The organism is Streptomyces decoyicus (assembly GCF_019880305.1).
Classification (GTDB): Bacteria; Actinomycetota; Actinomycetes; order Streptomycetales; family Streptomycetaceae; genus Streptomyces; species Streptomyces decoyicus.
Genome location: NZ_CP082301.1, coordinates 4835048 through 4858986 on the forward strand (window position 1 = coordinate 4835048; position 23939 = coordinate 4858986).

Sequence of the window (23939 nt, forward strand, 5' to 3'; positions counted from 1 at the left end):
GGGTCTCTGGTGCAGTGTCGCCCATCCGGCGGTGTTCCGGATGCCGCCGTGTGAGCGGAATCTCACCCTGTTCCGGAGCGCCCCCTGCGTCGTGTCATGCGCCGTGTCATGCGCCGTCGTGCTGCGCCGGGAGCGGCACGGCGCGCGCGGAGCGACCGGAAAAAGGCAGTGAACCGCGGCTGAATGGGGGAGGGTTGGGGCGTGCGGAAATTCTGGGTGGCCGGTGGGCTCGGGGTGGGGCTGGTGCTCTGCCTGCTCGGGCTGCTTGTGATCGGTACGTACACGGTGGCGGCCGGGCTGGCCGGAGCCGGCGGGCGGGCGCTCGGCCTGGCGAAGGGCGCGGTGCCGGCCGAGTATCAGCAACTGGTGCAGAAGTGGGGGACGCTCTGCCCGGCGATAAGCCCTCCGCTGCTGGCGGCGCAGCTCTACCAGGAGAGCGGGTGGAACCCCAGGGCGCAGAGTCCGGCGTCCGCGCAGGGCATGGCCCAGTTCATCCCGGGGACGTGGCAGACCCACGGCATCGACGGGAACGGCGACGGCAAGAAGGACGTGTGGGACCCGCAGGACGCGATCGCGTCGGCGGCCTCGTACGACTGCGAGCTGGCCGGCTATGTGAAGGGCGCGCCGGGCAACGCCACGCACAACATGCTCGCCGCGTACAACGCGGGGGCGTACCGCGTGATCCAGTACAACGGGGTGCCGCCGTACCGCGAGACACAGAACTACGTGAAGACGATCACGACCCTGGCGAAGAGCTTCGAGGCGCCGTCGGGCCCGGTGGCGCCGTCGAAGCAGGCCGCGGGGGCCATCTACTTCGCGCAGGAGAAGCTCGGCACGCGCTATTTGTGGGGTGGTACCGGAACGGCGGCGCAGGGCGGGCGGTTCGACTGTTCGGGGCTGACCCAGGCGGCGTACCGCTCCGTGGGCATCGAGCTGCCCCGGGTGGCGAACGACCAGTGGAACGCCGGGGCGCATCCGAAGCGGGACGAGCTGCTCCCGGGTGACCTGGTGTTCTTCGCCTACAACTTGAAGGACCCGCGGTCGATCCACCATGTGGGGATCTATGTGGGTGGCGGATACATGATCAATGCGCCGTACACCGGGGCCGTGATCCGGTTCGACAAGATCGACTCGCCGGACTACATCGGTGCCACGCGCGTCACGTCCGATGGCGCAAAAGCGCTGCCCGGTACGAACGCTGCGTGAACATAGGGCCCTGAACTGCGGTGATGAGTCAAGCTTCGATAACGTCCTGGTGATCATCCGGTGGAGAGTGGAACGCCGAGGCCGCGCATCGCGTTTCCTTGGCGTGGGGACGTAGCAGAGCTCGACGCAGCACACGCTCGACGACCACGGGGGCAGGCAGCACACGACGGCGCTTGCGCGCGCGAAAGATAAGGGGCCGCGGCAGATGGCTGGACTCGCACTCGAGGGGCCGAACCCCGACGTCGACGTGCTCGACGGCATCAACGGCCTCGCGAAGGACGCCCCGCACTGGGTCAACAAGGCCATGGAGTACATCGGCGAGTACGGCATCATCGCCGGCCTCGCGGTGCTGTGTCTGATCGCCTGGTGGGCCGCGCGCCGCAGGCCGGACGCGCCCTCCGTCGTCGCGGGCCTGGTCTGGGCGCCGCTGGCCGCGGGCATCGCCTTGCTGGCCAACATCCCGATCCGCGGGTTCGTCGAGCGGCCGCGGCCGTTCAAGGACCATGCCGGGCTGGAAGTGCTGATCCCCGGCAAGAGCGACTTCTCGTTCGTGAGCGACCACGCGACGCTCACCATGGCGGTCGGCGTCGGCCTGTTCCTCGCCCACCGCAAGTACGGCCTGATCGGGATCGCGCTGGCGCTCGCGGAGGGCTTCTGCCGCGTCTACATGGGCGTGCACTACCCGACCGACGTGATCGGCGGGTTCGCCCTGGGCACCGCCGTCGCGCTGCTGCTCGCACCGCTCGCGCAGGCGCTGCTCGTGCCGCTGACGACGGCGATCGGCCGCTCGAAGCTGGGCCGGCTGGTGCAGGCGCGGGGCGTCGAGGCGGCGGGCGCGGGCGGTTCCGCGGGGCAGGACGCCGAGGGCGGCCGGGTGGTGGCCACGGGATCGGGGATGCCGCGGGGGCACAAGGACAAGGATCTGGCGGCCTGAGGCGCGGCCGGCCGGCTGGACGAACCGGCGCGGCAGCTCCCGGGACTGACGACCTGGCGGATGCGGACGGCCCGGACCCCATGCGGGGGCCGGGCCGTCCGTGTGTCCGCGGGTCTCAGAGCGCCTGCGGGAAGGTGCTGAACAGCCGCTGCGGGTCGTAGGTCCGCTTGACCTGGGCGAGACGGGTTGCGGCGGCGCCGTAGTAGGCGGACTTCCAGTCGGTGAGGCCGGGGTCGGTGTAGTTCTGGTAGGCGGCGCCCGAGGAGTGGCGGCGCATCGCGTCATGGAAGGAATTCAGCCACGCTGTGCGCGTGCCGGGCGAGCCGTTCGCCGGCCAGGACGTCAGGTACTGGGCGAGGAACTTCGAGCCGCGGTGGACGAAGGCGGTGTCCGTGCGCCCGACGCGGTTGATCGCGCCGCCCAGCGCCGTCAGCGCCACGTTCCCGTTGACGCCCTTGCGGCCGCACGCCTCGATCTGGTCCATCAGGGTGCGGATACCGGCCGTGGACAGCGAGCGGTCGAAGAAGTGCGAGCGGGCGGCGTAGGTCTCGCGGCCCAGCTTTCCGGCGCCGGTCTGGCCGGGCAGCGAACCCGGCATATGGCACTGCGCGGTGGACTTGGAGGAGCAGCCCGCGTAGGACTCCATCGCGTCCAGGTAGCCGGTCGGCGTGAGGTGGACGCTCTTGGCGGGGCCGGGGCCCCCCGCCTGGTCGGCGAGCTTGTCGATGGCGTTCTGGAGTTCGCGGTAGCTGCCCAGGGAGAAGGCCGCGATGGAGACGGACGGGGTGTTGCCGGGGCGGGCGTCGAGATGGCAGGCGGACCATATCTCGTCGGCCTGCACCGGCCCCCACTTCTGCCAGGACGCCACGACCTTCGCCGCCTTGGCCCACGGCCAGGTCATGTACGCCATCACCGCGCGCGGCGCCGGATGGGTACGGAAGCGGAGTTCGGTGACCACACCGAAGTTGCCGTTGCCGGCCCCGCGCAGTGCCCAGAAGAGGTCGGAGTGCTGCTTCTTGTCGCAGTCGACGGTCTTGCCGTCGGCCGTGACGAGGGTGGCGCCGACGAGGCTGTCGCAGGTCAGCCCGTACGCGCGGGAGACCACGCCATGGCCGCCGCCGAGGGTGAGGCCGGATATGCCGACGGTGGGGCAGGAGCCCCCGGGTATCGTCACGCCGTGCGCCCCGAGGCCCTCGTAGACGTCGATGAGCTTGGCGCCGGCGCCGATGCGGGTGATGCCGCCGGAGGGCGCGCCGACCTTGGAGAGGGCGGAGACGTCGACGATGAGCTTGCCGTTGCCGCTGGACCAGCCCGCGTAGGAGTGGCCGCCGCTGCGGATGGCGACCGGGGTGTCGTACCGCCGGGCGAAGGCGAGGCATTCGGCGATGTCCGCCGGATGCTTCACATAGGCGATGGCCGACGGCTTCAGCGTGTCGTAGCGGGTGTTGTAGAGGCGTCGGGCGGTCGCGTAGGCGGCGTCGGAGGCCCGCACCAGCTTGCCGTCGAGGCTCTTGCCCAGCGCGGTCCAGGAGGACTGCGAGGCCCGGCCCTTGGCGGCGCCCCCGGCAGCGGCCGCCGCATTGGTCTGTGCCGCGCCGGCGCCGGCCGCGGCCTCCGTGGCGGTGCCGGAGGACGCCGCACCCGCCTTGCCGGTCTTGTTGTCGCAGCCGGTGGCCAAGGCGACCGAGGCCGCCGCCAGTCCGCCGCCCGCCTGCAGGAGTGTGCGCCGCTTCACTGGGATGAATCCCCCTCGATGTTTTTTTACGGTCCTGCCCCGCCTGCCGGTGGCCCGGCCGCCGGTCGCGGGGCACGTGCCGGGAACGCCGCACCGGGCGGGTGCGGCGGCGCGCTGCCCGCACGTTCCGCTGTGCCCGGTATTGCTCCACGCTGTCCGGTGCCGTCCGTGAAGTCCGTTACCGGCGCGGTGCGCTTGCTTCCCTCACTAGCCAGATGCGGTACGGGCGTGGGGGGTTCCCGGAACGGACTTCGTCATTCCAGGGGGCGGCCGGACTTGCTGCCCGTATCCGGGCCGGTCTCGGCATCGGCCAGATGGCGCTCCGCGTCCGTACGCGCCTGTGAGCGGGCCCGGCGGGCCGGTCCCCGCCAGCCGCAGGTGCAGCGGGCCGTGCAGAAGGAACCGCTTTCGACGGTGGAGGTCGCGTGGAGGACTCGGTCGGGCACCCCGTCACGCTACGCGTCCCAGGTGCCCGTGCGTGACGAGCCCCGTTAACGGTCGTTGAACCGAGCGGTCGACGGAACGTCAGGTGCGGCGCCGGCGGAACGCCCGACCCTCCCGAGCGGACCGGCCGGCCCAGGCCGTTCCCGAAGACAGCGGCCGAGGGGGCTCGTACGCGATGGTGGTGCAGGACAGGCGAGGCGGCGGCGCGGCCGCCGTGGCCGTGGCGTGCGGAACGGGTCTGGCGGTCGGGCTGCTGACGACGGGCTGTTCCCCGGACGGCGCCGCGGCCGACGACCAGGAGCCGTCCGTCCGGGCCGCCGCTGCCGCCGCGGAGGTCCGCAACAGCGCCGCCGCCCTGCTGCGGGCCGGCTCCGCCAGGGTCCTCACCTCCATGGAGACGGTGAGCGGCGGCACCCGCGTCGCCATCCGCGGCAGGGGCGGCTACGACTTCGCCACGAGCACCGGCCGGCTGCGGGTCGTCCTGCCCGACCCGGCGGGCCGGCCCAGCGGCGGCCATCAGCCGATCACGGAAATCCTCGCGCCCGGTGCGCTGTTCATGAAGAACCGCGGGGCGGGGGTGCCCGCCGACAAGTGGGTGCGGGTGGACACCGCTTCACTGAGCGACGGGAATCTGGTCACCGGCGGTGCGACCGATCCGCTGGCCGCCGCCGAACTGCTGCGCGGCGCACGGGAGGTGACCTATCAGGGCGAGGAGCGGCTGGACGGCGTCATGGTGCGGCACTACCGCGGGACGACGGACATCGGGACGGCCGCCGGGGCGGCGTCGCCGCGTACGCGGCCCGCGCTGGTCGCCGCGGAGCAGGGGTTCACCACCGACGCGGTGCCCTTCGACGCGTATCTGGACGAGGACGGGCGGCTGCGCAAGGTGCGCCAGTGGTTCCGCTTCGCCAACGGTGCGCCGGAGGGGGCATCGGTGACCTCCACCACGGAACTGTCCGATTTCGGGACGAAGGTAGCGGTGCAGCTGCCGGACGAGCACGACATCTATGCGGGGAAGATCGCTTCGCCCGCGCAGTAGGGCCGGACGCCGCGGGGCGGCCGGGCACGTGACCGGGGCGCGTGCCGGATGGCGGAAATGGTCCATCCGTGCCATGCGCGGAGCGTGCGCCCGTCTTTACGCTGGCGGTAACCACCCAAGGCGTGGGAAGGCGCTCGAAGGAGGAGGTGTTGTACGTGGCCGGACACCGCCCTACGACGGTTCAGGACTACGTAGCCCTCGTCGAGATCGACCTGACTGGTGAGTTGATGATCGCGGCCGCGGCCGCGAGCGAGGATCGGCTCAGCCCGGACCGTATCGACGAGGTGCTGGAGGTCGAGGGGCAGGGCGGCGGCGCGGACCGGATGCCCCCGCGGCCTGGAGCCGCGTGCCGCGCCCCCGGCTAGTGCGGGGTGCGGCGGGCCGGCCGGTTCAGGTGCGCAGCATCCGCTCGATGGCCTTGGTGGCCTCCTGGACCTTGGCGTCGATGGCCTCGGGTCCCTTGACGGCGGCGTCGGCGACGCAGTGCCGCAGGTGCTCCTCCAGGAGCTGGAGGCCGAAGGACTGGAGGCCCTTCGTACTGGCCGAGACCTGCGTGAGTATGTCGATGCAGTAGACATCCTCTTCGAGCATCCGCTGGAGCCCGCGGATCTGCCCCTCGATCCGGCGCAGTCGCTTGATGTGTGCGTCCTTCTGCTTTGCGTAGCCGTGTGTACCGGATGTCGGCGATGTCTCTGCGTTATCGGTCACGGTTTGGGCTTCGCCTCGGGGGTCGGTGTCCGGCTGCTGGGGGTGGCGGGCCGCGGCGGCTGCGGCACTGCCGTTGGTGTCGGCGTCCGTGGGCGTCATGGCCGTCTCCCGTGGCATCTAGGCGATCTATATACCCCTGGTGGGTATATGGTACCGAACTTTGCGGGCACCTGTGGTACCCCGTGCAGAGCATGCTGCACGATGGGCGACACTGAAGGAATGCCGGTTAGCTGTGGCTGGATGATGCGCCTAGCATCAACTCGACCGAATCCGATGCACCCCGAGGATTTCACGTGCGCTTTCGTCTGACCCCCAGGGAGACGAGCTTCTACGACATGTTCGCCGCCTCCGCGGACAACATCGTCACGGGCTCCAAGCTCCTGATGGAACTGCTCGGGGCGGACGCCTCCGCTCGTGCAGAGATCGCCGAGCGGATGCGGGCGGCGGAGCACGCGGGTGATGACGCGACCCACGCGATCTTCCACCAGCTGAACTCCTCGTTCATCACGCCGTTCGACCGCGAGGACATCTACAACCTCGCCTCGTCGCTCGACGACATCATGGACTTCATGGAAGAGGCGGTCGACCTGGTCGTCCTCTACAAGGTGGAGGAGCTGCCCAAGGGCGTCGACCAGCAGATCGAGGTACTGGCGCGGGCGGCCGAGCTGACCGCCGAGGCCATGCCGCATCTGCGGACCATGACCAACCTCACCGAGTACTGGATCGAGGTCAACCGCCTGGAGAACCAGGCCGACCAGATCCACCGCAAGCTGCTCGCGCACCTCTTCAACGGCAAGTACGACGCCATCGAGGTCCTCAAGCTCAAGCAGATCGTGGACATCCTGGAAGAGGCGGCGGACGCGTTCGAGCATGTCGCCAACACGGTCGAGACCATCGCGGTCAAGGAGTCCTGAGCGCCGCCCATGGACACCTTCGCGCTCGTCGTGACCATTGTGGTCGCGCTCGGTTTCACCTACACCAACGGCTTCCACGACTCCGCGAACGCCATCGCCACCTCGGTCTCGACGCGGGCACTGACCCCGCGTGCGGCGCTGGCGATGGCGGCCGTGATGAACCTCGCCGGTGCGTTTCTCGGCAGCGGGGTCGCCAAGACGGTCAGTGAAGGACTGATCGCCACTCCCCAGGGCAACCAGGGGATGGGCATTCTCTTCGCCGCGCTGCTCGGCGCGGTGGTCTGGAACCTCGTCACCTGGTACTTCGGCCTGCCGTCCTCGTCCTCGCACGCGCTGTTCGGCGGCATGGTCGGTGCGGCACTCGCCGGTGGCACCGAGGTCATCTGGGGCGGGGTGATCGAGAAGGTCGTCCTGCCGATGTTCATCTCGCCGGTCATCGGCCTGGTGCTCGGCTATCTGGTGATGGTCGCCATCCTCTGGATGTTCCGTAAGTCCAACCCGCACAAGGCCAAGCGCGGCTTCCGCATAGCGCAGACCGTCTCGGCCGCCGGTATGGCGCTCGGCCACGGTCTCCAGGACGCCCAGAAGACCATGGGTGTCGTGGTGATGGCCCTGGTCATCGCCGACGTCGAGGACGCGAACGACGCCATCCCGATCTGGGTCAAGCTGGCCTGTGCGCTCACCCTCTCGCTCGGTACGTACGCGGGCGGCTGGCGCATCATGCGCACCCTGGGCCGCCGCATCATCGAGCTGGACCCGCCGCAGGGCTTCGCCGCGGAGACCACGGCCGCCTCGGTCATGTACACCGCGTCGTTCATGTTCCAGGCGCCGATCTCCACGACCCATGTGATCACCTCCGCGATCATGGGCGTCGGGTCGACCAAGGGCTCGCGCGCGGTGCGCTGGGGCGTCGCCAAGAACATCGTGATGGGCTGGTTCATCACGATGCCGGCGGCGGCGCTGGTCGCGGCGCTCGCGTTCTGGCTCATCCGGCTGGCGTTCGGCTGACGGACCCCGGCCCGCGGCCACCGGCCGCGGAGCACAGGCCGCAGAGCACAGGAATGGGCCCGCCCCCCGGGAAGAGGGGCGGGCCCTTCGTCTTGCGGTGGCACCGCCATGCAGCACCGCAGGACGTGGTGGGAGCGGCCCGGCACAAGCGGCCGGGCCGCGCTCGCTGCTCAGCCGAAGCGGCCGGAGATGTAGTCCTCCGTGGCCTGGACCGAGGGGTTGGAGAAGATCCGCTCGGTCTCGTCGATCTCGACCAGCTTGCCGGGCTGCCCGACGGCCGCGAGGTTGAAGAAGGCCGTACGGTCCGAGACGCGCGCGGCCTGCTGCATGTTGTGCGTCACGATGACGATCGTGAAGCGCTCCTTGAGCTCGCCGATCAGGTCCTCGATGGCGAGGGTGGAGATCGGGTCGAGCGCCGAGCACGGTTCGTCCATCAGCAGCACCTGCGGCTCGACCGCTATGGCGCGGGCGATGCACAGCCGCTGCTGCTGGCCGCCGGAGAGGCCGGAGCCGGGCTTGTTCAGCCGGTCCTTGACCTCGTTCCAGAGGTTGGCGCCCTTGAGGGACTTCTCGACGACGTCCTTGAGCTCGCTCTTCTTGTACGAGCCGTTCAGCCGCAGACCGGCCGCGACATTGTCGAAGATCGACATCGTGGGGAACGGGTTGGGGCGCTGGAAGACCATGCCGACGGTGCGGCGGACGGCGACCGGGTCGACCCCGGAGCCGTAGAGGTTCTCGTCGTCCAGCATCACCTTGCCCTCGACACGGCCGCCGGGGGTGACCTCGTGCATACGGTTCAGGGTGCGCAGGAAGGTCGACTTGCCGCAGCCGGACGGGCCGATGAAGGCCGTCACGGAGCGCGGTTCGACGGTCATCGAGATGTCGTCGATGGCCTTGTGGCTGCCGTAGTACGCGGAGAGGCCGCTGACGTCGATTCGCTTGGCCATGGAAATCACTGCTTCTTTCGTGTGGACGGCTCGGGTCAGCGGCCGGTCTTGGGGGCCTTCCAGCGGGCGATGCCGCGGGCCACCAGGTTGAGGATCATGACGAAGGCGATGAGGACCAGCGCCGCGGCCCATGCGCGGTCGTAGGAGGCCTCGGAACCCTGTTGCCACTGTTGGAAAACGTAGAGCGGAAGTGACTGCTGGGCATCTTCGAACGGGTTGTTGTTGATCGTCTTCGCGCCCCACACCAGGAGCAGCACGGGCGCCGTCTCACCGGTGATACGGGCGATGGAGAGCATCACACCGGTGGTGATGCCGCCGATCGACGTCGGCAGGACGACCTTGAGGATGGTGCGCCACTTGGGCACGCCGAGGGCCAGGGACGCCTCGCGCAGCTCGTTCGGGACGAGCTTGAGCATCTCCTCGGTGGAGCGGACGACGACCGGCATCATCAGGATCGCCAGGGCCATCGAGCCGGCGAAGCCGGACGGGCCGAAGCCGAGGATCAGGATCCATACGGAGAGGATGAACAGGCCTGCCACGATCGACGGGATGCCGGTCATGACGTCCACGAAGAAGGTGACGGCGCGGGCGAGCTTGCCGCGTCCGTATTCGACGAGGTAGATCGCGGTGAGCAGACCGATCGGCGCGGCGATCAGGGTGGCCAGGCCGACCTGCTCCAGGGTGCCGATGATCGCGTGGTAGATGCCGCCGCCGGGCAGCGCGTCCGGGGTGGTGCCCATCGAGTGGGACAGGAAGTAGCCGTCCAGGACCTTGGTGCCGCGGGCGACGGTCTCCCACAGGAGGGAGGCCAGCGGGATGACGGCGATCAGGAAGCAGATCCAGACCAGGCTGGTGGCCAGCCGGTCCTTGGCCTGTCGGGCGCCCTCCACGACCGCGGCCAGCGCGAATGTGCCGAAGACGAAGAGCAGGGCGGCGATCAGGCCCCACTGGACGGTGCTGTCCAGGCCGGCGCCCAGTCCGATGCCGCACCCGGCGCCGGCCGCGACCAGCGCGAGGACCGGCGGGGTCCAGCGGGGGAGCCGGGCCTGCTGGAGGGAGACCGGAAGCGGGCTGCCGCCGTTCGAGACCGCGGGGCGGTCGGTCGTGATGCTCATGCCGCCACCTCGCTGCGCGAGGCAACGCATGTGCAAGGCGCGCACCTCTTGTTGATTCGTTCGCTTCGCTCACTCATGCAGCGGCTCCCGAGTACTCCTTGCGGCGGGCGATGATCAGGCGGGCCGCGCCGTTGACGAGCAGCGTGATCACGAAGAGGACGAGGCCGGAGGCGATCAGGGCGTCCTGGCCGAATTCGTCGGCCTCGCTGAACTTGCTGGCGATGTTCTGGGCGAACGTGCCGCCGCCCGGGTCCAGCAGGCTGGTGTTGATGAGGAAGCTGGGCGAGAGGACCGTGGCGACGGCCATCGTCTCGCCGAGGGCGCGGCCCAGGCCCAGCATGGAGGCGCTGATGACCCCGGAGCGGCCGAAGGGGAGCACCGACATCCGGATGACTTCCCAGCGGGTGGCGCCGAGCGCGAGCGCGGCCTCCTCGTGCATCTTCGGGACCTGGAGGAACACCTCGCGGCTGACGCTGGTCACGATCGGCAGGATCATGATCGCGAGCAGGATGCCGACGGTGAACAGCGAACGGGCCGCCCCGCCGCCGTATTCGAAGATGCCGGTCCAGCCGAGGTAGTCGTCCAGCCAGGTGTAGAGGCCGGTCAGATGCGGGACGAGGAACAGCGCGCCCCACAGGCCGTAGATGATGCTGGGCACCGCGGCGAGCAGGTCGATGACGTAGCCGAGCGGCGAGGACAGCCTGCGCGGCGCGTAGTGCGAGATGAACAGGGCGATGCCGACCGCGACCGGGACCGCTATGACCATCGCGACCACCGAGCTGACGACGGTGCCGAAGGCGAGCACCGCGATGCCGAACTTGGGCTCCAGCCCGCTGGCGTTCCAGTCCAGCGTGGTGAAGAAGTTGGCCTTGTCGCCGGAGATGGCGAGCACGGAGCGGTAGGTGAGGAAGACCGCGATGGCGGCCATGATCACCAGGACGGCGATACCGGAGCCCCGGGAGAGCCCGAGGAAGATCCGGTCGCCGGGGCGGACCGCCTTGCCGGAGACGGCGGAGCGGCCGTCGTCCTCTGGCGGAAGCGGTGTGGCGGATGTCGAGGGAGTTGTGTTCATGGATTCTCCGGTCTGCGGAGCCTGCTGAAGGCTCCTGGCGCGGCGGTGCACCGGACGGGCGGCGGCCCGAAAGGGGCCCTTGTGAGGGGGCCCCTTTCGGCCGTACGGCGGGATGGGGGCCGCCGCCCGGTAGGTCAGGAGAGCGTCGCGACGGTCTTGCGGACCTTGTCGGCGATCTCGGTGGGCAGCGGGGCGTAGCCGAGCTCCTTCAGGGCGCTCTGGCCGTCCTTGCTGGAGATGTAGGTCAGGAAGGACTTGGTGGCGGCCAGCGTCGCGGGCTTGTTGCCCTTGTCGCAGGCGATCTCGTTGGTCACCAGGGTGATCGGGTAGGCGCCCTCGGCCTTGGTGGTGTAGTTGAGCTTCAGGGCCAGGTCGTTGCCCTTGCCGACCTGCGTGGCCTCGGAGATCGCCTTGGAGGCGTTGTCGACGGTGGCGTCGACCGGGGCCTTGGCGCCGGTGTTCAGCTTGGCCGTCGGGACCTTGCCGGCCGTCGCGTACGACAGCTCGAAGTAGGAGATCGCACCGCTGGTCTGCTTGACCTGCGAGGAGACGCCGGCCGAGCCCGAGGCCGCCTGGCCGCCCTCGCCTTCCCACTTCTTCGCCGGCTCGTGCTTCCAGTCACCGGCGGCCTTGAGGTACTTGGTGAAGTTGTCGGTGGTGCCCGAGTCGTCGGAGCGGTGGAACGGCTGGATCTTGAGGTCCGGGAGCTTGGCGCCCGGGTTCAGCTGCTTGATCGCGGGGTCGTTCCACTTCTTGATCTCCGAGTTGAAGATCTTCGACAGGGTCGGGGCGTCCAGCACGAGGTTGTCGACGCCGGGGACGTTGTAGCCGACCGCGATCGGGCCGCCGACCATCGGCAGGTCGATCGCCCGGCCGCCCTTGCAGACCTGCTTCGACTTCGTGACCTCGTCGGGCTTGAGGGGGGAGTCGGAGCCCGCGAAGGCGGTCTGGCCCTGGAGGAAGGTGGTGACGCCGGCGCCGGAGCCCGTCGGCTGGTAGTTGATCTCGGTGTCCTTGCAGGCGCCCGAGTAGGCCTGCACCCAGACGTCCATGGCGTTCTTCTGCGCGGACGAGCCGGACGCGAGCAGCTTGCCCTTGCCCTCGCACTTGATGTTCGACGTCTTGGCGGCGGCACCTCCGCCGCCGGAGGTGTCATCGGAGCCGCACGCCGTCAGGGCCAGGGCACCGGAGACGGCGAGAGCGCCAACGGCGAGGGCGCGAACCCGGTTCTTGCGCTGAAGCTTCACTGTCGAAAGTTCCTTCCTGGGGCGCGCCGCTGCGTCGGCGTGCGAAGTGATGAGTGGTGAGGGTCACCGCGGTCTGCGATGCCAGCTAGCCGTGTCGCGCTTGCGCATCGGGCATGGCGCGCACTCGGTAAGGCTGAAATTAGGCAGATCAGGTGAAGCGGCCGAACGAGGAGAGTGAACGCACGGTGAACCTCGGCCATCGGATGGGTGCGGGGGGAGAAGCGCTCGCCCGCGCGTGCGAAACGGCCCGTCGCCCTGTTGAATTACCGGCCGGTATGGCAGCATCCGCGCCTGAGGGACACGCGAATCGGTGCGGAACGACCGGAGGTGGCTGGTGGGGAGCCAGGGGGCACAGCAGGGCGTTCGGGACGTACGGGGCGTATGGGGTGGACGGGGGGCATGGGGGGTGTGGGGCGCACGGGGCGGACGGCTCGTGGCGTGCACCGCTGTCGTCCTGTGCGCGATGGGGTTGCTCGGCGGTACGGCGACCGCCGCCTACGCCGATGACCCGAAGAATCCGTCCGCGGACACGGGGCGGGGCGCCGATGTGGCAGCGGCCTCGGACGCCGACGCCCGGCGTCTCGACGACGTACGCAAGAAGATCGATGCCCTTTACCGTAAGGCGGAGCAGGCCACCGATGCCTACAACGCCGCCAAGGAACAGGTCGGGCTCCAGCAGAAGGAGATCGTCAAGCTGGCGCGCAGCATCGACACCACCCAGCACCGGCTGGCCGCCCTCAAGCGGCAGGCGGGCGCGCTGGCCAGTGCCCAGTACCGCGGCGGCGGGCTGCCCGCCGAGGCGAAGCTGATGCTCAACGCCGCTCCGGAGGGCTTTCTCGACAACGCCACCCTGGCCCGCAAGGCGCAGCACGCCGCCAAGCGGGTGATCGGCCAACTTTCCCGTCTCGAGGGTGACTTGGAGACGTATTCGGACGCCGCCACGGACCGCTGGGAGAAGCTGGAGGCGAACCGCAAGAAGAAGGAAAGCGCCCGGCGGGACATCAAGAAAAAGATTGAAGCGGCAAAGAAGCTGGAATCCCGGCTGGCCGACAAGGAAAAGGACCGGCTGAAGAAGCTGGAGGACGAGCTGGCCTTCAAGCAGCAGCAGAAGTGGCTGGACTCCGGCGTACTGAAAGACATCAGCAACAAGGCGTCGGCCCCCGGCAAGAAGGCGATTTCGTACGCCACCGCGCAGATCGGCAAGGATTATGTGTGGGGTGCGGAAGGTCCTGACACCTTCGACTGCTCCGGGCTGACCCTGCGGGCGTGGCAGGCCGGTGACCGGACCATCCCGCGGACCTCACAGGAGCAGTGGCGACAGCTGCCCCGGGTGGCCCTCAAGGACATGCGGCCGGGCGACCTGATCATTTACTTCTCGGATGCCAGCCATGTCGGCATGTATCTCGGTAATGGCGCGATTGTGCATGCGCCGCGGCCCGGCCGGCAGGTCACGATCACCGGCGCCGGATCGATGCCGATCCTCGGCGTCGTCCGCCCCGACGGTGAGCGCTGACACGATGGCGCACATCACACGCGCGATAAATGACCGGATTGTTTGCTGTCCGAGGGTTGCCGATGCGTAGCTGAATGCACTCAAGCGGGGTGATGTTCGTCATTACCCATTCATCCCTCCCCAGGTCAAATGGCTTATCAGGTGCGGCATATGACGATGGCCGATTGCCGCCGGGCATTCCATCCCCCTCCGTACTGACGCTATGGTCGCCTGTCAGTGCCCGGTGTGCACCTCCGCTCCTTTGACCGACGAGCGGCGGGGAGCCGGGCACGGTGGTGCGCCGTCGGCGTCCGCCGCACCCCTCGGGGGGAGGGAAGGAAGCAGAGCAATGCCCGTACCCGTACCGCACCAGCGGACGGTCGTGCTGCCGCACCAGGCAGGACCGGTGGACGACGCCTGCGCGGATACCGCGCAGGTCGCCGGCGCGCCGGGCGCGGGAGACGCGACGGCCCTCCCGGTCTCGCAGGGCTCTCCGGCGTCCGACCAGCCGCAGCCGGCCGAACAGCGACTTTCGGCCGACCACGGGACGCCCCACCAGGGCCTGACCCTGCTCCTCATCGGCGAGGACCCCAATAGTCATGTCCCCGACATGTGGGACTGGGCGGGCCGCAAGGTGCGCCTGCGGACCGCCCGCAACCTCACCGAGGCCGAGCGGCTGCTCACCGACGATGTGCACTGCATCCTGCTCGACCTGCCCCCGCGGCAGCCCCACGACCGCGCGGAACGCGCCCCGGCCCACGGCAACGCCCCCGGTGACGAGCTGGGCATGCTGCGCGATGTGCTGCGGATGGCCACCTCGCACGCCGTTCTCGTCCTCACCTACGAGACGGACGCCGAGCGCGCCGCCGATGCCGTCCGCGTCGGCGCCCAGGACTACCTCTTCCGCGACGAGCTCGACGGCGCGGTGCTCAGCCGCGCGGTCCGCTACGCCGTCGAGCGCAAACGCGCCGACCTCGCACAGCGCCAGCTCACCGAGTCGCGGATGCTGGCCCAGGAGAACGCCCGACTGGAGCGCGGCCTGCTGCCCACGCCCCTGCTCGACGGCTCCGACCTGCGGTTCGCCGCCTGCTACCGCCCCGGCCGCAGCCGTGCGCTGCTCGGCGGCGACTTCTACGACACCGTCCGTACCCCGGACGGCACCGTCCACGCGATGATCGGCGATGTCTGCGGCCACGGCCCCGACGAGGCCGCCCTCGGCGTCGAGCTGCGCATCGCCTGGCGCGCGCTGACCTTCGCCGGACTCTCCGGCGACGAGCTGCTGGCCACCCTCCAGAAGGTGCTGGAGCACGAGCGGGCGGACGACGAGATCTTCGCGACGCTGTGCACCGTCGACATCTCCGCGGACGGCCGCCGCGCCGGGCTGTGCCTGGCCGGCCACCCCGCACCGCTGCTGGCCCAGGCCGGCGAGCGCCCGCAGCTGCTGCCGTACGAATTCGGCGGCCCGGCGCTCGGCCTGCTGCCGCATGCCCGCTGGCCGCGCCGGCAGGTGGAACTGGGCGGCTCGTGGAGCCTGATGATGTACACCGACGGTCTGATCGAGGGCCGGATCGGCAAGGGGAATCAGCGCCTCGGCCAGGAGGGCATGACCGAGCTGGTCAGCCGGCAGATGGCCGCCGGTCTCACGGGCGAGGAGCTGCTGGACGCCTCGGTCAGGGAAGTGCGCGACCTGAACGGCGGCGAGCTGACGGACGACGTGGCCGTCCTGCTGCTGGACCGTCGCTGAGGGGTCTGCGTCCCCGCTGCTGCCGTGGCGCCGGTGCCGTCAGCGGGCCGCGGCCCCGCGGTCGCGGGGGCCCGGTCTTCTCCGGGGCCTCCCGCTCGGCTCAGCGGCCGCCGTTGTAGGGCCCGTACGGCCCGTCCGAGCTGGAGCCCCCGCGGCGCGGGCCACGGCCGCCGCCGGTGACCTGCCGGAGCGCCGGGCGTACGTCGACGGTGTACACGATCACTGCGATCACGCCGATGACCGGCAGGAACGACATGATCGGGAGAATGAACAGCAGCGCCGTGGCAAGGGCGAGGAAGATCAGCCACATGCCCTTGGTCTGCTTGCTCGCGGCGCGATAGGCGTCCTCGCGGCGCACGGCCGCATCGACCAGCATCACGGCGGCATAGACACCCAGGGCGAGCTGCACCCAGCTCAGAATGCTCTGGAACCCGTAAATCAGCACGCCATACACCGCCCGTTCGCCGGTCGTGTCCTTCTCGGTCCGCGGCGGCCTGTATGCCGCCCGTGCGGCCCCACCGTACCCGGACAACGGGCCGGGCACCCGAAGTGTGCCCGGCCCGGCCCGTGGGAAAGGGACCTCGGCGAAAGGTGCGCGAGCTCGCAGCACCCTCGCTTCATGTGCCCTGCGCCCTCACTTGGCGGACGGCGGGGTGCTCTTCTTCGCCGGTGCCGGCGCCGGGGCCGGCTTGCGCTGCGCGACCGGCTTCTTCGGCGCGGCCGGCTTGGGCTGCGTCGACGGGGTGGCCTTGGTCTCCGCCTTGGCGCCGTTCGCCGTCTGGGGCTTCGGAGCGCTCTTGACGGCCGGCTTGGGCGCGGACTTCGGCGCGGGCTCCGGCTCGATCGCCACCGCGAGGTCCTCGACCTGGTCGGCGGCCTCGCCGCGCCAGGTCGCCACCGCGCCGCGACCGCGCTCGGCCAGCTCCTCGTAGCCCTCACGGGTCCGGACGACGGCCTCGGCCGCGCGGCCCACGCCCTGGAGCGCCAGCTCCTGCGCCTGGTCACGGACCTTCTTGATGTCGCCGTCCAGCGAGCCCAGCAGCTCGGTCAGCTTGTCCTTGGCGTCCTTGGCCTGCTTGGTGACCAGTGCCTGGACGTCCTTGGGGTCGGTGCTGCGCACGGACTCGAAGCGCTTGGGCGCCTCGACCCGGATCTTCTCGACGAACTGCGGCACCTCGCCGAGCTTCTCGGCAGCCAGGTCGACGGTGCCGGCCAGGGCGTACAGCGGGGTCGCGTCGCTCAGGGCCTTGCGGAGGTCATCGGTGTTGATGGCCATGACGTTATTCCTCCTGGAAACGGAATCGGTTGCTCAGGTGGCGTGCGGGCCGCCGTCGGCCTCTGTCTCAAGGGAGTCCGTGCCGCGCCCGTCCTCAGGTCCGCTCACAGCGGTGTCCTTGCCGCCGCTCCCGAGCCCGTTCTCCTTGCGGAAGGACTCGTAGATCTGGAGCAGAACCTGCTTCTGTCTCTCGTTCAGCGCCGGGTCGGTGAGTATCGCGGTCTGCACCTCGACCCCGTCCAGACCCTTCCGCTCGTCCAGAATCCCGGCCTGGACGTACAGCGTCTCCGCGGATATCCGCAGTGCCTTGGCGAGCTGCTGGAGGATCTCCGCGCTCGGCTTGCGCAAACCGCGCTCGATCTGGCTGAGGTACGGGTTGGACACCCCGGCGGCATCCGCGAGCTGCCGCAGGCTCAGCTGCGCCGTGCGCCGCTGCTCCCGCAGGAACTCGCCGAGATTGCCGACGTTGAGTGATGCCATATGTCGATGGTGCCTCGAAGTGCTAACTATTGCAAGCAAGGTGCTAGCTGGAGTGGTCTGGTCGGGTGGGTGGGGCGGACGCCTCCACGAGCACCTCCCCGGCCGCCGTCCGCACGTACAGCACCGACCGCCCGGCCCTCCGCCGCTCCACCAGTCCCGCGCCCAGCAGCACCCGCAGATGCCGCCCCACCGACCCCAGCCCCTGCCCGGTCACGGCGACCAGCTGGGTCGTACTCATGGGAGTCCCGAGCAGCATCAGCAATCCGGCCCGCGCGGTCCCGACGAGCGCCCCGAGCCCGGCCGGGACGGGCCGCCGGTCGTGGTCCTCGGCGAGCACCCCGAGACACGGGTAGACGACGGCGTACCGCTCCCGTCCCTCCCACGACACCCACCCGGTCCTCGGCGTCACCGGCATGAACAGCAGCTCGGCCCCGGCGGCGATCTCCCGCGGCGGATACGCGTTCAGGTTGACCTGGAAGCGGCTGTCCCCGAGCCACCGCGTCCCCGGGCGCAGAGAGTCCAGCACGGCCGCCCAGCCGCCCCGGCCCACCCGCGCGGTCCGCGCGACCATGTCGGCCTCCAGGGCGCGCCGCCGACGCTCCCAGTACGGCCGTACGGTCTGTTCCCAGACGTACGTCAGGAGCACGGTCGCCCGCTCGGGCAGGTCGTCCCGCTCCAGGGCGCCGGGGAGCGGGCCCCGCAGGGACACGCGGAGGTCGGCGCGCGCCTTCGAGGCCCCGGCCGCCCGCACCCGGGCCACGCTGTCCTCGAAGCTCTCCCCGACGCACGAGGTGGGGCAGAAGAAGTCCGCGATCCAGGACGTGCCGAGCGCCGCCCGCACGAGCAGCGCGGTCACCGGGTCGGCCGCGAGGCGCGCGCGGTAGCCGGGCAGGTGCGCGCGCAGCCAGGCCGCCTCGCCCGGATGGGCACCGGTCCCCGCGTACAGCAGCTTCAGGCTCGCGAAGGTCTCGGCGAACGGCGAGAGCACGAACCGGCTGTGGGCGAGGGTGTCGGTGTCGATCTGCCATAAGCCCATGCGTACGACCTTTCGCGTGTCGGCGAAACAGTAAACACGGCCCCGGGCAGCTCCGAGACTCCGACGCATGCGCAGCTACCGAAGCCTGTTCCGCACCCCGGAGTTCACCCCGTTCCTGCTCTCCTTCGCCGCCCACGCCGCGGCCCAGACGATCGGCGGCCTGGCCCTCGGCACGCTGGTCTTCCGGGCCACCGGCTCCCCGCTCCTGTCGGCGGTGAGCATGTTCGGCCCGCAGCTGGCGCAGTTGCTGGGAGCCACGTTCCTGCTCTCGGGTGCCGACCGTCTGCCCCCGCGCGCGATCCTTTCCGGCCTCGCCCTCGCCTTCGCGGCCGGTACGGCGGTGCTGGCGCTGCCCGGCCTGCCGGTCGGGGCGGTCTTCGCCGTCGTACTGGCGCAGGGCCTGATCGCGTCCCTGGGCGGGGGAGTGCGCGCAGGGCTGCTGAACGAAATCCTGCCGAAAGACGGCTACGTCCTGGGCCGTTCCGTGTTCAACATGCTCTGGGGCCTGATGCAGGTGGCCGGTTTCGCGACGGGCGGCGCGCTGCTGGCGCTCCTGACCCCGCGGACGTGCCTGCTCCTGGCGGCGGTGCTGTACGTGCTGTCGGCCCTCGGTACCCGCCTGGGCCTCACGGCCCGCCCGCCGCGCTCCTCCGGGCGCCCGTCCGTCTCGGCGACCTGGCACACCAACGCCCTCCTGTGGTCCTCGCGCCCCCGCCGCCTGACGTACCTGGGCCTGTGGATCCCCAACGGCCTGGTGGTCGGCTGCGATTCGCTCTTCGTCTCCTACGCTCCCGGGGCGGCCGGGACGCTGTTCGCGTGCGGGGCGCTGGGCATGTTCGTGGGCGATGTGACGGTGGGCCGCCTGGTACCGCCCGCGTGGCGCCCCCGCCTCGCGGTCCCGCTGCGCCTGCTGCTGGCGACGCCCTACCTGTTCTTCGTCCTCCAGCCGGGAGTGGCGCTGTCGGCCGTGGCCACCGCCCTCGCCTCCGTCGGCTACGGCGCGAGCCTGGTCCTCCAGGAACGCCTGATGTCCCTCACTCCCGACGACCTCGCGGGCCAGGCCCTCGGCCTGCACTTCGTCGGTATGTCCACCCTTCAGGGCGTCGGCGCGGCCCTGGCGGGCACGGTGGCCCAACTGACCTCCCCGGCCACGGCGATGACGCTGCTGGCGGCCGCATCGGTCACCGTGACCCTGACCCTGGCGGCTCTGGGCAGGCACGAGGAACGACAACCGGCCGCCCCCGGTGCGCCTCCGGGCGTCCTGTCGGAACCCGCGGTCACGGACACGCCCCGGCGCGGCGCCCGACGCGAGGGGGCGCAGTAGCCCACCGCCTCGACCAGGGCACCGCGTGATCCTCGGCCGGTACGTCTCCCCCCTCGTCGAGTCGGGGCAGAGCTACCCGGCCCCCTCGGCAGGCGCCCGGGTGCCGATGACGATCGTGGCGTAGAGCTCGTCGGAGTCGGCCACCCGGGGCAGCAGCCCGTTGCGGGTGAAGGCCTCGACGGCCTGCGGTGCCTGGCGTTCGCTCGTCTCGACCAGCAGATGGCCCCCTGGTGCGAGCCATTGCAGGGCGGCCGCGGTCACCCGCCGCAGGACGTCGAGCCCGTCCGCGCCGCCGTCGAGCGCCACCAGTGGCTCGTACTCGCGGGCCTCGGGCGGCAGCAGCCCGACCTCTTCGCTCGGTACGTAGGGCACGTTGGCCACCAGGATGTCGATACGGCCCCGGAGACGGGCGGGAAGCGCATCGAAGAGATCGCCCTCGTGGACCTCGCCGCCGGCGGGGGTGATGTTGCGGCGGGCGCAGCGCACCGCGGCGGGTTCGATATCGGCGGCGTACAGCTCGACCCGGCCCAGGGCGGCGGCCAGTACGGTGCCCACCGCGCCGGATCCGCAGCACAGGTCGACGACCACGGGGGGCCGCCCGGTGCGCGCGGCGGTCCGGCGGCCGAGGCCGACGGCCTGGCCCACGAGGAACTCGGTGCGGCGGCGCGGGACGAAGACCCCGGGATCGACGGTGATCCGCCGCCCGTAGAACTCCGCCCAGCCGACGACGTGTTCCAGGGGCAGGCCGAGGGTGCGCCGCTCCACCATGGCGGCGAGTTCGTCGGCCGTACGTGCGGTTGCGAGGAGCAGTTCCGCCTCGTCCTCGGCGAAGACACAGCCGGCGGCGCGCAGCGTGGTGACGACGGCGGCGCGGGAGAGCGGTGCGGAAACGGGTGCCGGGAGAGGCGAGGAGAGGGCTGATGGGGGGAACGACATCTGGGACGACGGCATGTGAGCCTTTCGGGGCGCCGAGGGCGCTTCCCGGGTCACGTGTGTCGGACGGCCACCTGCGTCGGGTGGACCGTACGGGCGTGAGCCGGGAGCGCCTGCCTGGTCTGGCGGGGAATCGGTCTCACCTCCTCGGTCGGTCCGCTACTGAGGGCGCAACATTACCTGACCTGGGCCGCGGCGCACAGAGGGATGGGCGCGGGCACGGTGCTGTGCCCTGCCTTTGCGCGGCCTTCGTGGGGGCCGCGGATGCCGGTGAGCGCCCGCGTACCTGGCTCGCCCTGACGTCCGCCGGCGGACCGAGGACGGGATGGCCGGCAGGGGCGGGACGACGGGCGAGGGTTCCAAGTGCCCGGCCCCCGCGCCCTGATGAGTCCTGTTGACTTCGAGCGCACTCCAACTCATACCGTCCGGGACGGGGTTCCGGAACAGGCAGGCTCGCCGAGCGGGCGCCGGGAGCTCAGGGAGCAAGGAGGGATCGGGGTCCGTCCGCGATCCAGATCCGTCCGCCGTACGTCCAGGAGGTAGCAGCAGCATGACCACGACGAACATTCCGACCCGTCACCTCGGCGAGCTGGTGGTTTCCGCGCAGGGGCTCGGCTGCATGGGGATGAGCCATGGCTACGGAGAGTCGGACGACGCGCAGTCGGTCGCCACCATCAACCGGGCGCTCGACCTCGGTGTCAGTCTGCTGGACACCTCCGATTTCTACGGGGCGGGGCACAACGAGGAGCTGATCGGCCGGGCCATCGCCGGCCGGCGGGACGAGGTGGTGCTGGCGACGAAGTTCGGGTTCGCCAACCGGCTCGGGCAGCCGACCGCGATCCGGGGTGATGCCGCCTACGTACGGGAGGCCTGCGACGCATCGCTGCGCCGGCTCGGGGTCGACCACATCGACCTCTACTACCAGCACCGCGTCGACCCCGACATACCGATCGAGGAGACCGTCGGAGCGATGGCCGAACTCGTCGCGGCGGGCAAGGTACGGCACCTCGGGCTGTCCGAGGCGAGCGCGGCGACCCTCCGGCGGGCGCATGCGGTGCATCCGATCGCCGCGTTGCAGAGCGAGTGGTCGCTGTGGACCCGCGATCTGGAGCAGGAGATCGCGCCGGTGTGCCGGGAACTCGGCATCGGCCTGGTGCCGTTCTCGCCGCTCGGCCGGGGCTTCCTGACCGGGCGCTACACCTCGGTGGAGGGCCTGCCGGAGTCCGATGTGCGCCGCAGCCAGCCGCGCTTCGCCGACGGCAACCTGGAGCAGAACCTGGCCATCGTGGACCGGCTCAACGCACTCGCCGCCGAGAAGGGCGTCAGCGCCGGACAGCTCGCGCTGGCCTGGGTGCAGTACCGCGGGGACGACGTGGTGCCGATCCCGGGCACCCGCCGGGAGAAGTACCTGGAGGAGAACCTCGGGGCGCTCGCCGTCGAGCTGACCGCCGAAGAACTCGCCGCGATCGACGCCGCGGCACCGGCCGGCCGGATCGCCGGTACGCGGTACGACGAGTCCAGCATGGCGTTCGTCAACAGGTGAGAGACAGGTGAGAGACCGGTGGAGGGAGCGGAGGCCGGTGGCCGGTGGCGCCGGCGGGAGAACTGCGAGAGCCGGGAGGCGCTCGCTCACGCCGGCGGCATGGCCTCGTCCCGCGACATGACCTCGTAGAGGTTGTGGGAGTCGTCGCGGAAGAACAGGCCGCGGGCGCACAGCGGATGATCGGTGCGGCCGTTGTCCGGCTCGGCGGGGTCGTTGCCGTAAGGGATGCCGGCGGCCTGGATGCGGGCGAAGATTCCGTCGAAGGTCTCGGGGTCGACGTCGAAGGCGAGGTGATGGCCTTCGGCGTCCGGCACGGTCATGAAGTCGAGGGTGAGCGTCTCGTTCACCCGGACCGGGGCGAAGTGCCCCAGGCGGCCGGCCGGCGGGAGTTCCGGCAGGTCCATGACCGAGGCGAAGAAGCGGGCGGCCGCGCGGTGGTCGGCGGCCGGGACGATGGTGTGGTTGAGGGTCACGGTCATCAGGTGCTCCCGGGGTGGTGGAGGGCGCCGTGCAGCAGGACGTCGATGAGTTCGTCCGGGGTGAGCGGGGCATCGGCCTCCGCCACCGGTGTCTGAAGTCGGGTGAAGAGCAGGCCCAGAAACGCGGAGGCGACCTTCTCGGGGCTCAGACGGAACGCGGCCCGGTCGGGTTCGATCAGCTCGACGACGGCATTGCGCAGAACGGTGACGGATTCGGCCCGGCCGTCCCGCGGAGGCCCGTCACCCTCCCGCCGCGGTCCGTCGCCGTCCCGCGGAGGCCCGTCGCCGTCCCGGGGGCCGGCCCCGGGCTCGCGGCCGCGGCGGTGTCCGGAGGCGTGGAGGGCTCCGACGACGGTGCCCAGGCGTTCCAGGTGGGCGCGCAGCGCCTCGGCGGCTTCGGTCAGCCGCACGGCGAGCGGCTCGTCCAGGGAGATCGAGGCGAGCTCGCGCAGGACGTGGTCCGTGCCGACGGCCTCGGCGACACAGGCGTCCAGCAGCTCGTCCTTGTCCTTGAAGGCCCGGAAGATCGTGGCCTCGCCGATCCCGGCGGCGCGGGCGATCTGGCTGGTGGTGACAGCCGCGCCGTACTCCGCCACGAGCGGCAGCGCAACGGCCACGATCATGGCGCGGCGCTCCTCGACGCTCATGCCGGGGGCACGACGGCGGGAGGGTGGTGGTGTCATGGCGCCATGCTACGGAGTGAGTACTCACTCCGTCAATGGATGGGCACGTCCGTCCCCCGCTCCTTAGACTTCTTGCAGCGCGACAAGGCCGGTGCCGACGGCCGCCGTTCAGGGCCGTCGCCCGTACGGAAGGACGGCGCGCCATGGACTGGAAGCTCGAACTGGTGCCGATCCCGGTGGCCGATGTGGAACGGGCGAAGCACTTCTACAGCGAGCAGATGGGCTTTGCCGTCGATCACGACATGTGCGTCGGCGACGAGGTGCGCATCGTGCAGCTGACACCGCCGGGATCGGGCTGCTCGATCGTCATCGGTGCGGGCGACGGTGTCACGGAGGTGCGGCCCGGTTCGGTGCAGGGGCTCCAGCTGGTGGTCCCCGACATCGCCGCGGCCCGCGCGCAATTGGTCGCACGCGGGGTGGACGCCGGCCCCGTCCAGCATGTCGAGAACGGGGCGATGGCCGACGGCCCCGGCGGGGCGTGGAACTCGTTCGTCTACTTCAGCGACCCCGACGGCAATGGCTGGGCGCTACAGGAACGGCCCCCGGAGGACTGAGGAATGGGGGCTGCCGGCTCCTAGGG

Annotated in this window: 25 protein-coding genes; 11 read left to right on the plus strand and 14 right to left on the minus strand. The window is 70.6% G+C overall.

Annotated features, from left to right (window positions below; translation table 11 throughout):
- The first annotated feature begins 201 nt into the window (after positions 1-201).
- Entirely contained in the window at positions 202-1206 is a 1005-nt protein-coding gene (locus K7C20_RS21285; protein WP_030085320.1) for a C40 family peptidase, read from the plus strand.
- A gap of 205 nt (positions 1207-1411) precedes the next feature.
- On the plus strand, positions 1412-2140 hold the full coding sequence (locus K7C20_RS21290) for a phosphatase PAP2 family protein (RefSeq protein WP_030085322.1): 729 nt from the start codon (positions 1412-1414) through the stop codon (positions 2138-2140).
- 115 nt (positions 2141-2255) lie between these two features.
- Here the strand turns inward: K7C20_RS21290 and K7C20_RS21295 are convergent, their stop codons facing one another.
- Positions 2256-3875 (minus strand): FAD-binding oxidoreductase, encoded by a 1620-nt coding sequence (locus tag K7C20_RS21295; RefSeq protein ID WP_030085324.1) that lies wholly within the window; start codon positions 3873-3875, stop codon positions 2256-2258.
- Between the two features lie 254 nt (positions 3876-4129).
- The gene (locus K7C20_RS21300) at positions 4130-4321 is read right to left on the minus strand and encodes a hypothetical protein (RefSeq protein WP_030085326.1); all 192 of its coding nucleotides are present in this window, start codon (positions 4319-4321) and stop codon (positions 4130-4132) included.
- Positions 4322-4494: 173 nt separating this feature from the next.
- Between K7C20_RS21300 and K7C20_RS21305 the strand changes: the two genes are divergently transcribed.
- Positions 4495-5358, plus strand: a complete 864-nt coding sequence (locus tag K7C20_RS21305) for a hypothetical protein (RefSeq protein ID WP_053208690.1) — start codon at positions 4495-4497, stop codon at positions 5356-5358.
- A 146-nt stretch (positions 5359-5504) separates the two neighbouring features.
- The gene (locus K7C20_RS21310; protein ID WP_030085332.1) at positions 5505-5723 is read left to right on the plus strand and encodes a hypothetical protein; all 219 of its coding nucleotides are present in this window, start codon (positions 5505-5507) and stop codon (positions 5721-5723) included.
- 25 nt (positions 5724-5748) lie between these two features.
- Here K7C20_RS21310 and K7C20_RS38310 read toward each other — a convergent pair whose 3' ends face one another.
- Complete coding sequence (locus K7C20_RS38310) at positions 5749-6165, minus strand: metal-sensitive transcriptional regulator (RefSeq protein WP_030085334.1); 417 nt, start codon at positions 6163-6165, stop codon at positions 5749-5751.
- Positions 6166-6359: 194 nt separating this feature from the next.
- On the opposite strand from K7C20_RS38310, the gene K7C20_RS21320 reads away from it, so the two are divergent.
- Together K7C20_RS21320 and K7C20_RS21325 are read left to right on the plus strand one after the other, a co-directional pair.
- Positions 6360-6980, plus strand: a complete 621-nt coding sequence (locus tag K7C20_RS21320) for a DUF47 domain-containing protein (RefSeq protein WP_026170326.1) — start codon at positions 6360-6362, stop codon at positions 6978-6980.
- A gap of 9 nt (positions 6981-6989) precedes the next feature.
- Positions 6990-7988: an inorganic phosphate transporter gene (locus K7C20_RS21325; RefSeq protein WP_030085337.1), complete on the plus strand. Its 999-nt coding sequence runs from the start codon at positions 6990-6992 to the stop codon at positions 7986-7988.
- A gap of 170 nt (positions 7989-8158) precedes the next feature.
- Here K7C20_RS21325 and pstB read toward each other — a convergent pair whose 3' ends face one another.
- The 4 genes from pstB to pstS all read right to left on the minus strand — a co-directional run bounded on the left by pstB (position 8159) and on the right by pstS (position 12369).
- A complete protein-coding gene (pstB, locus tag K7C20_RS21330) occupies positions 8159-8935 on the minus strand; it encodes a phosphate ABC transporter ATP-binding protein PstB (protein ID WP_053208691.1) in 777 nt (258 codons plus the stop codon).
- A gap of 35 nt (positions 8936-8970) precedes the next feature.
- Positions 8971-10050 carry a phosphate ABC transporter permease PstA gene (gene pstA, locus K7C20_RS21335; RefSeq protein WP_030085338.1) on the minus strand — a complete coding sequence of 360 codons (1080 nt, stop codon included), beginning with the start codon at positions 10048-10050 and terminating at the stop codon, positions 8971-8973.
- Positions 10051-10123: 73 nt separating this feature from the next.
- Positions 10124-11122 carry a phosphate ABC transporter permease subunit PstC gene (gene pstC / locus K7C20_RS21340; RefSeq protein ID WP_030085340.1) on the minus strand — a complete coding sequence of 333 codons (999 nt, stop codon included), beginning with the start codon at positions 11120-11122 and terminating at the stop codon, positions 10124-10126.
- A gap of 134 nt (positions 11123-11256) precedes the next feature.
- Entirely contained in the window at positions 11257-12369 is a 1113-nt protein-coding gene (gene pstS, locus K7C20_RS21345; RefSeq protein WP_030085342.1) for a phosphate ABC transporter substrate-binding protein PstS, read from the minus strand.
- A 433-nt stretch (positions 12370-12802) separates the two neighbouring features.
- Between pstS and K7C20_RS21350 the strand changes: the two genes are divergently transcribed.
- Positions 12803-13882, plus strand: coding sequence for a C40 family peptidase (locus K7C20_RS21350; protein ID WP_246655312.1), 1080 nt, complete (start codon positions 12803-12805; stop codon positions 13880-13882).
- Positions 13883-14210: 328 nt separating this feature from the next.
- Complete coding sequence (locus K7C20_RS21355; RefSeq protein ID WP_053210345.1) at positions 14211-15605, plus strand: PP2C family protein-serine/threonine phosphatase; 1395 nt, start codon at positions 14211-14213, stop codon at positions 15603-15605.
- A gap of 100 nt (positions 15606-15705) precedes the next feature.
- Here the strand turns inward: K7C20_RS21355 and K7C20_RS21360 are convergent, their stop codons facing one another.
- The 4 genes from K7C20_RS21360 to K7C20_RS21375 all read right to left on the minus strand — a co-directional run bounded on the left by K7C20_RS21360 (position 15706) and on the right by K7C20_RS21375 (position 18397).
- Positions 15706-16050, minus strand: a complete 345-nt coding sequence (locus K7C20_RS21360; protein ID WP_030085354.1) for a DUF2516 family protein — start codon at positions 16048-16050, stop codon at positions 15706-15708.
- A gap of 189 nt (positions 16051-16239) precedes the next feature.
- Positions 16240-16881 carry a hypothetical protein gene (locus tag K7C20_RS21365; protein WP_030085356.1) on the minus strand — a complete coding sequence of 214 codons (642 nt, stop codon included), beginning with the start codon at positions 16879-16881 and terminating at the stop codon, positions 16240-16242.
- A 33-nt stretch (positions 16882-16914) separates the two neighbouring features.
- Positions 16915-17361, minus strand: a complete 447-nt coding sequence (locus K7C20_RS21370; protein WP_030085358.1) for a helix-turn-helix domain-containing protein — start codon at positions 17359-17361, stop codon at positions 16915-16917.
- A gap of 43 nt (positions 17362-17404) precedes the next feature.
- Positions 17405-18397 (minus strand): ArsR family transcriptional regulator, encoded by a 993-nt coding sequence (locus tag K7C20_RS21375; RefSeq protein WP_048829914.1) that lies wholly within the window; start codon positions 18395-18397, stop codon positions 17405-17407.
- A 67-nt stretch (positions 18398-18464) separates the two neighbouring features.
- On the opposite strand from K7C20_RS21375, the gene K7C20_RS21380 reads away from it, so the two are divergent.
- Positions 18465-19721, plus strand: a complete 1257-nt coding sequence (locus tag K7C20_RS21380) for an MFS transporter (protein WP_053210346.1) — start codon at positions 18465-18467, stop codon at positions 19719-19721.
- A gap of 72 nt (positions 19722-19793) precedes the next feature.
- On the opposite strand, the gene K7C20_RS21385 is transcribed toward K7C20_RS21380, so the two are convergent.
- Positions 19794-20657 carry a putative protein N(5)-glutamine methyltransferase gene (locus tag K7C20_RS21385; protein WP_245171834.1) on the minus strand — a complete coding sequence of 288 codons (864 nt, stop codon included), beginning with the start codon at positions 20655-20657 and terminating at the stop codon, positions 19794-19796.
- A 547-nt stretch (positions 20658-21204) separates the two neighbouring features.
- Between K7C20_RS21385 and K7C20_RS21390 the strand changes: the two genes are divergently transcribed.
- A complete protein-coding gene (locus K7C20_RS21390) occupies positions 21205-22197 on the plus strand; it encodes an aldo/keto reductase (RefSeq protein WP_030085364.1) in 993 nt (330 codons plus the stop codon).
- 86 nt (positions 22198-22283) lie between these two features.
- Here the strand turns inward: K7C20_RS21390 and K7C20_RS21395 are convergent, their stop codons facing one another.
- The gene (locus K7C20_RS21395) at positions 22284-22676 is read right to left on the minus strand and encodes a VOC family protein (RefSeq protein ID WP_053210347.1); all 393 of its coding nucleotides are present in this window, start codon (positions 22674-22676) and stop codon (positions 22284-22286) included.
- The gene (locus K7C20_RS21400) at positions 22676-23299 is read right to left on the minus strand and encodes a TetR/AcrR family transcriptional regulator (protein ID WP_030085368.1); all 624 of its coding nucleotides are present in this window, start codon (positions 23297-23299) and stop codon (positions 22676-22678) included. The genes K7C20_RS21395 and K7C20_RS21400 overlap by 1 nt, the downstream gene beginning before the upstream one ends.
- Before the next feature lie 203 nt (positions 23300-23502).
- On the opposite strand from K7C20_RS21400, the gene K7C20_RS21405 reads away from it, so the two are divergent.
- On the plus strand, positions 23503-23913 hold the full coding sequence (locus tag K7C20_RS21405; protein WP_030085370.1) for a VOC family protein: 411 nt from the start codon (positions 23503-23505) through the stop codon (positions 23911-23913).
- Positions 23914-23939: the final 26 nt, after the last annotated feature.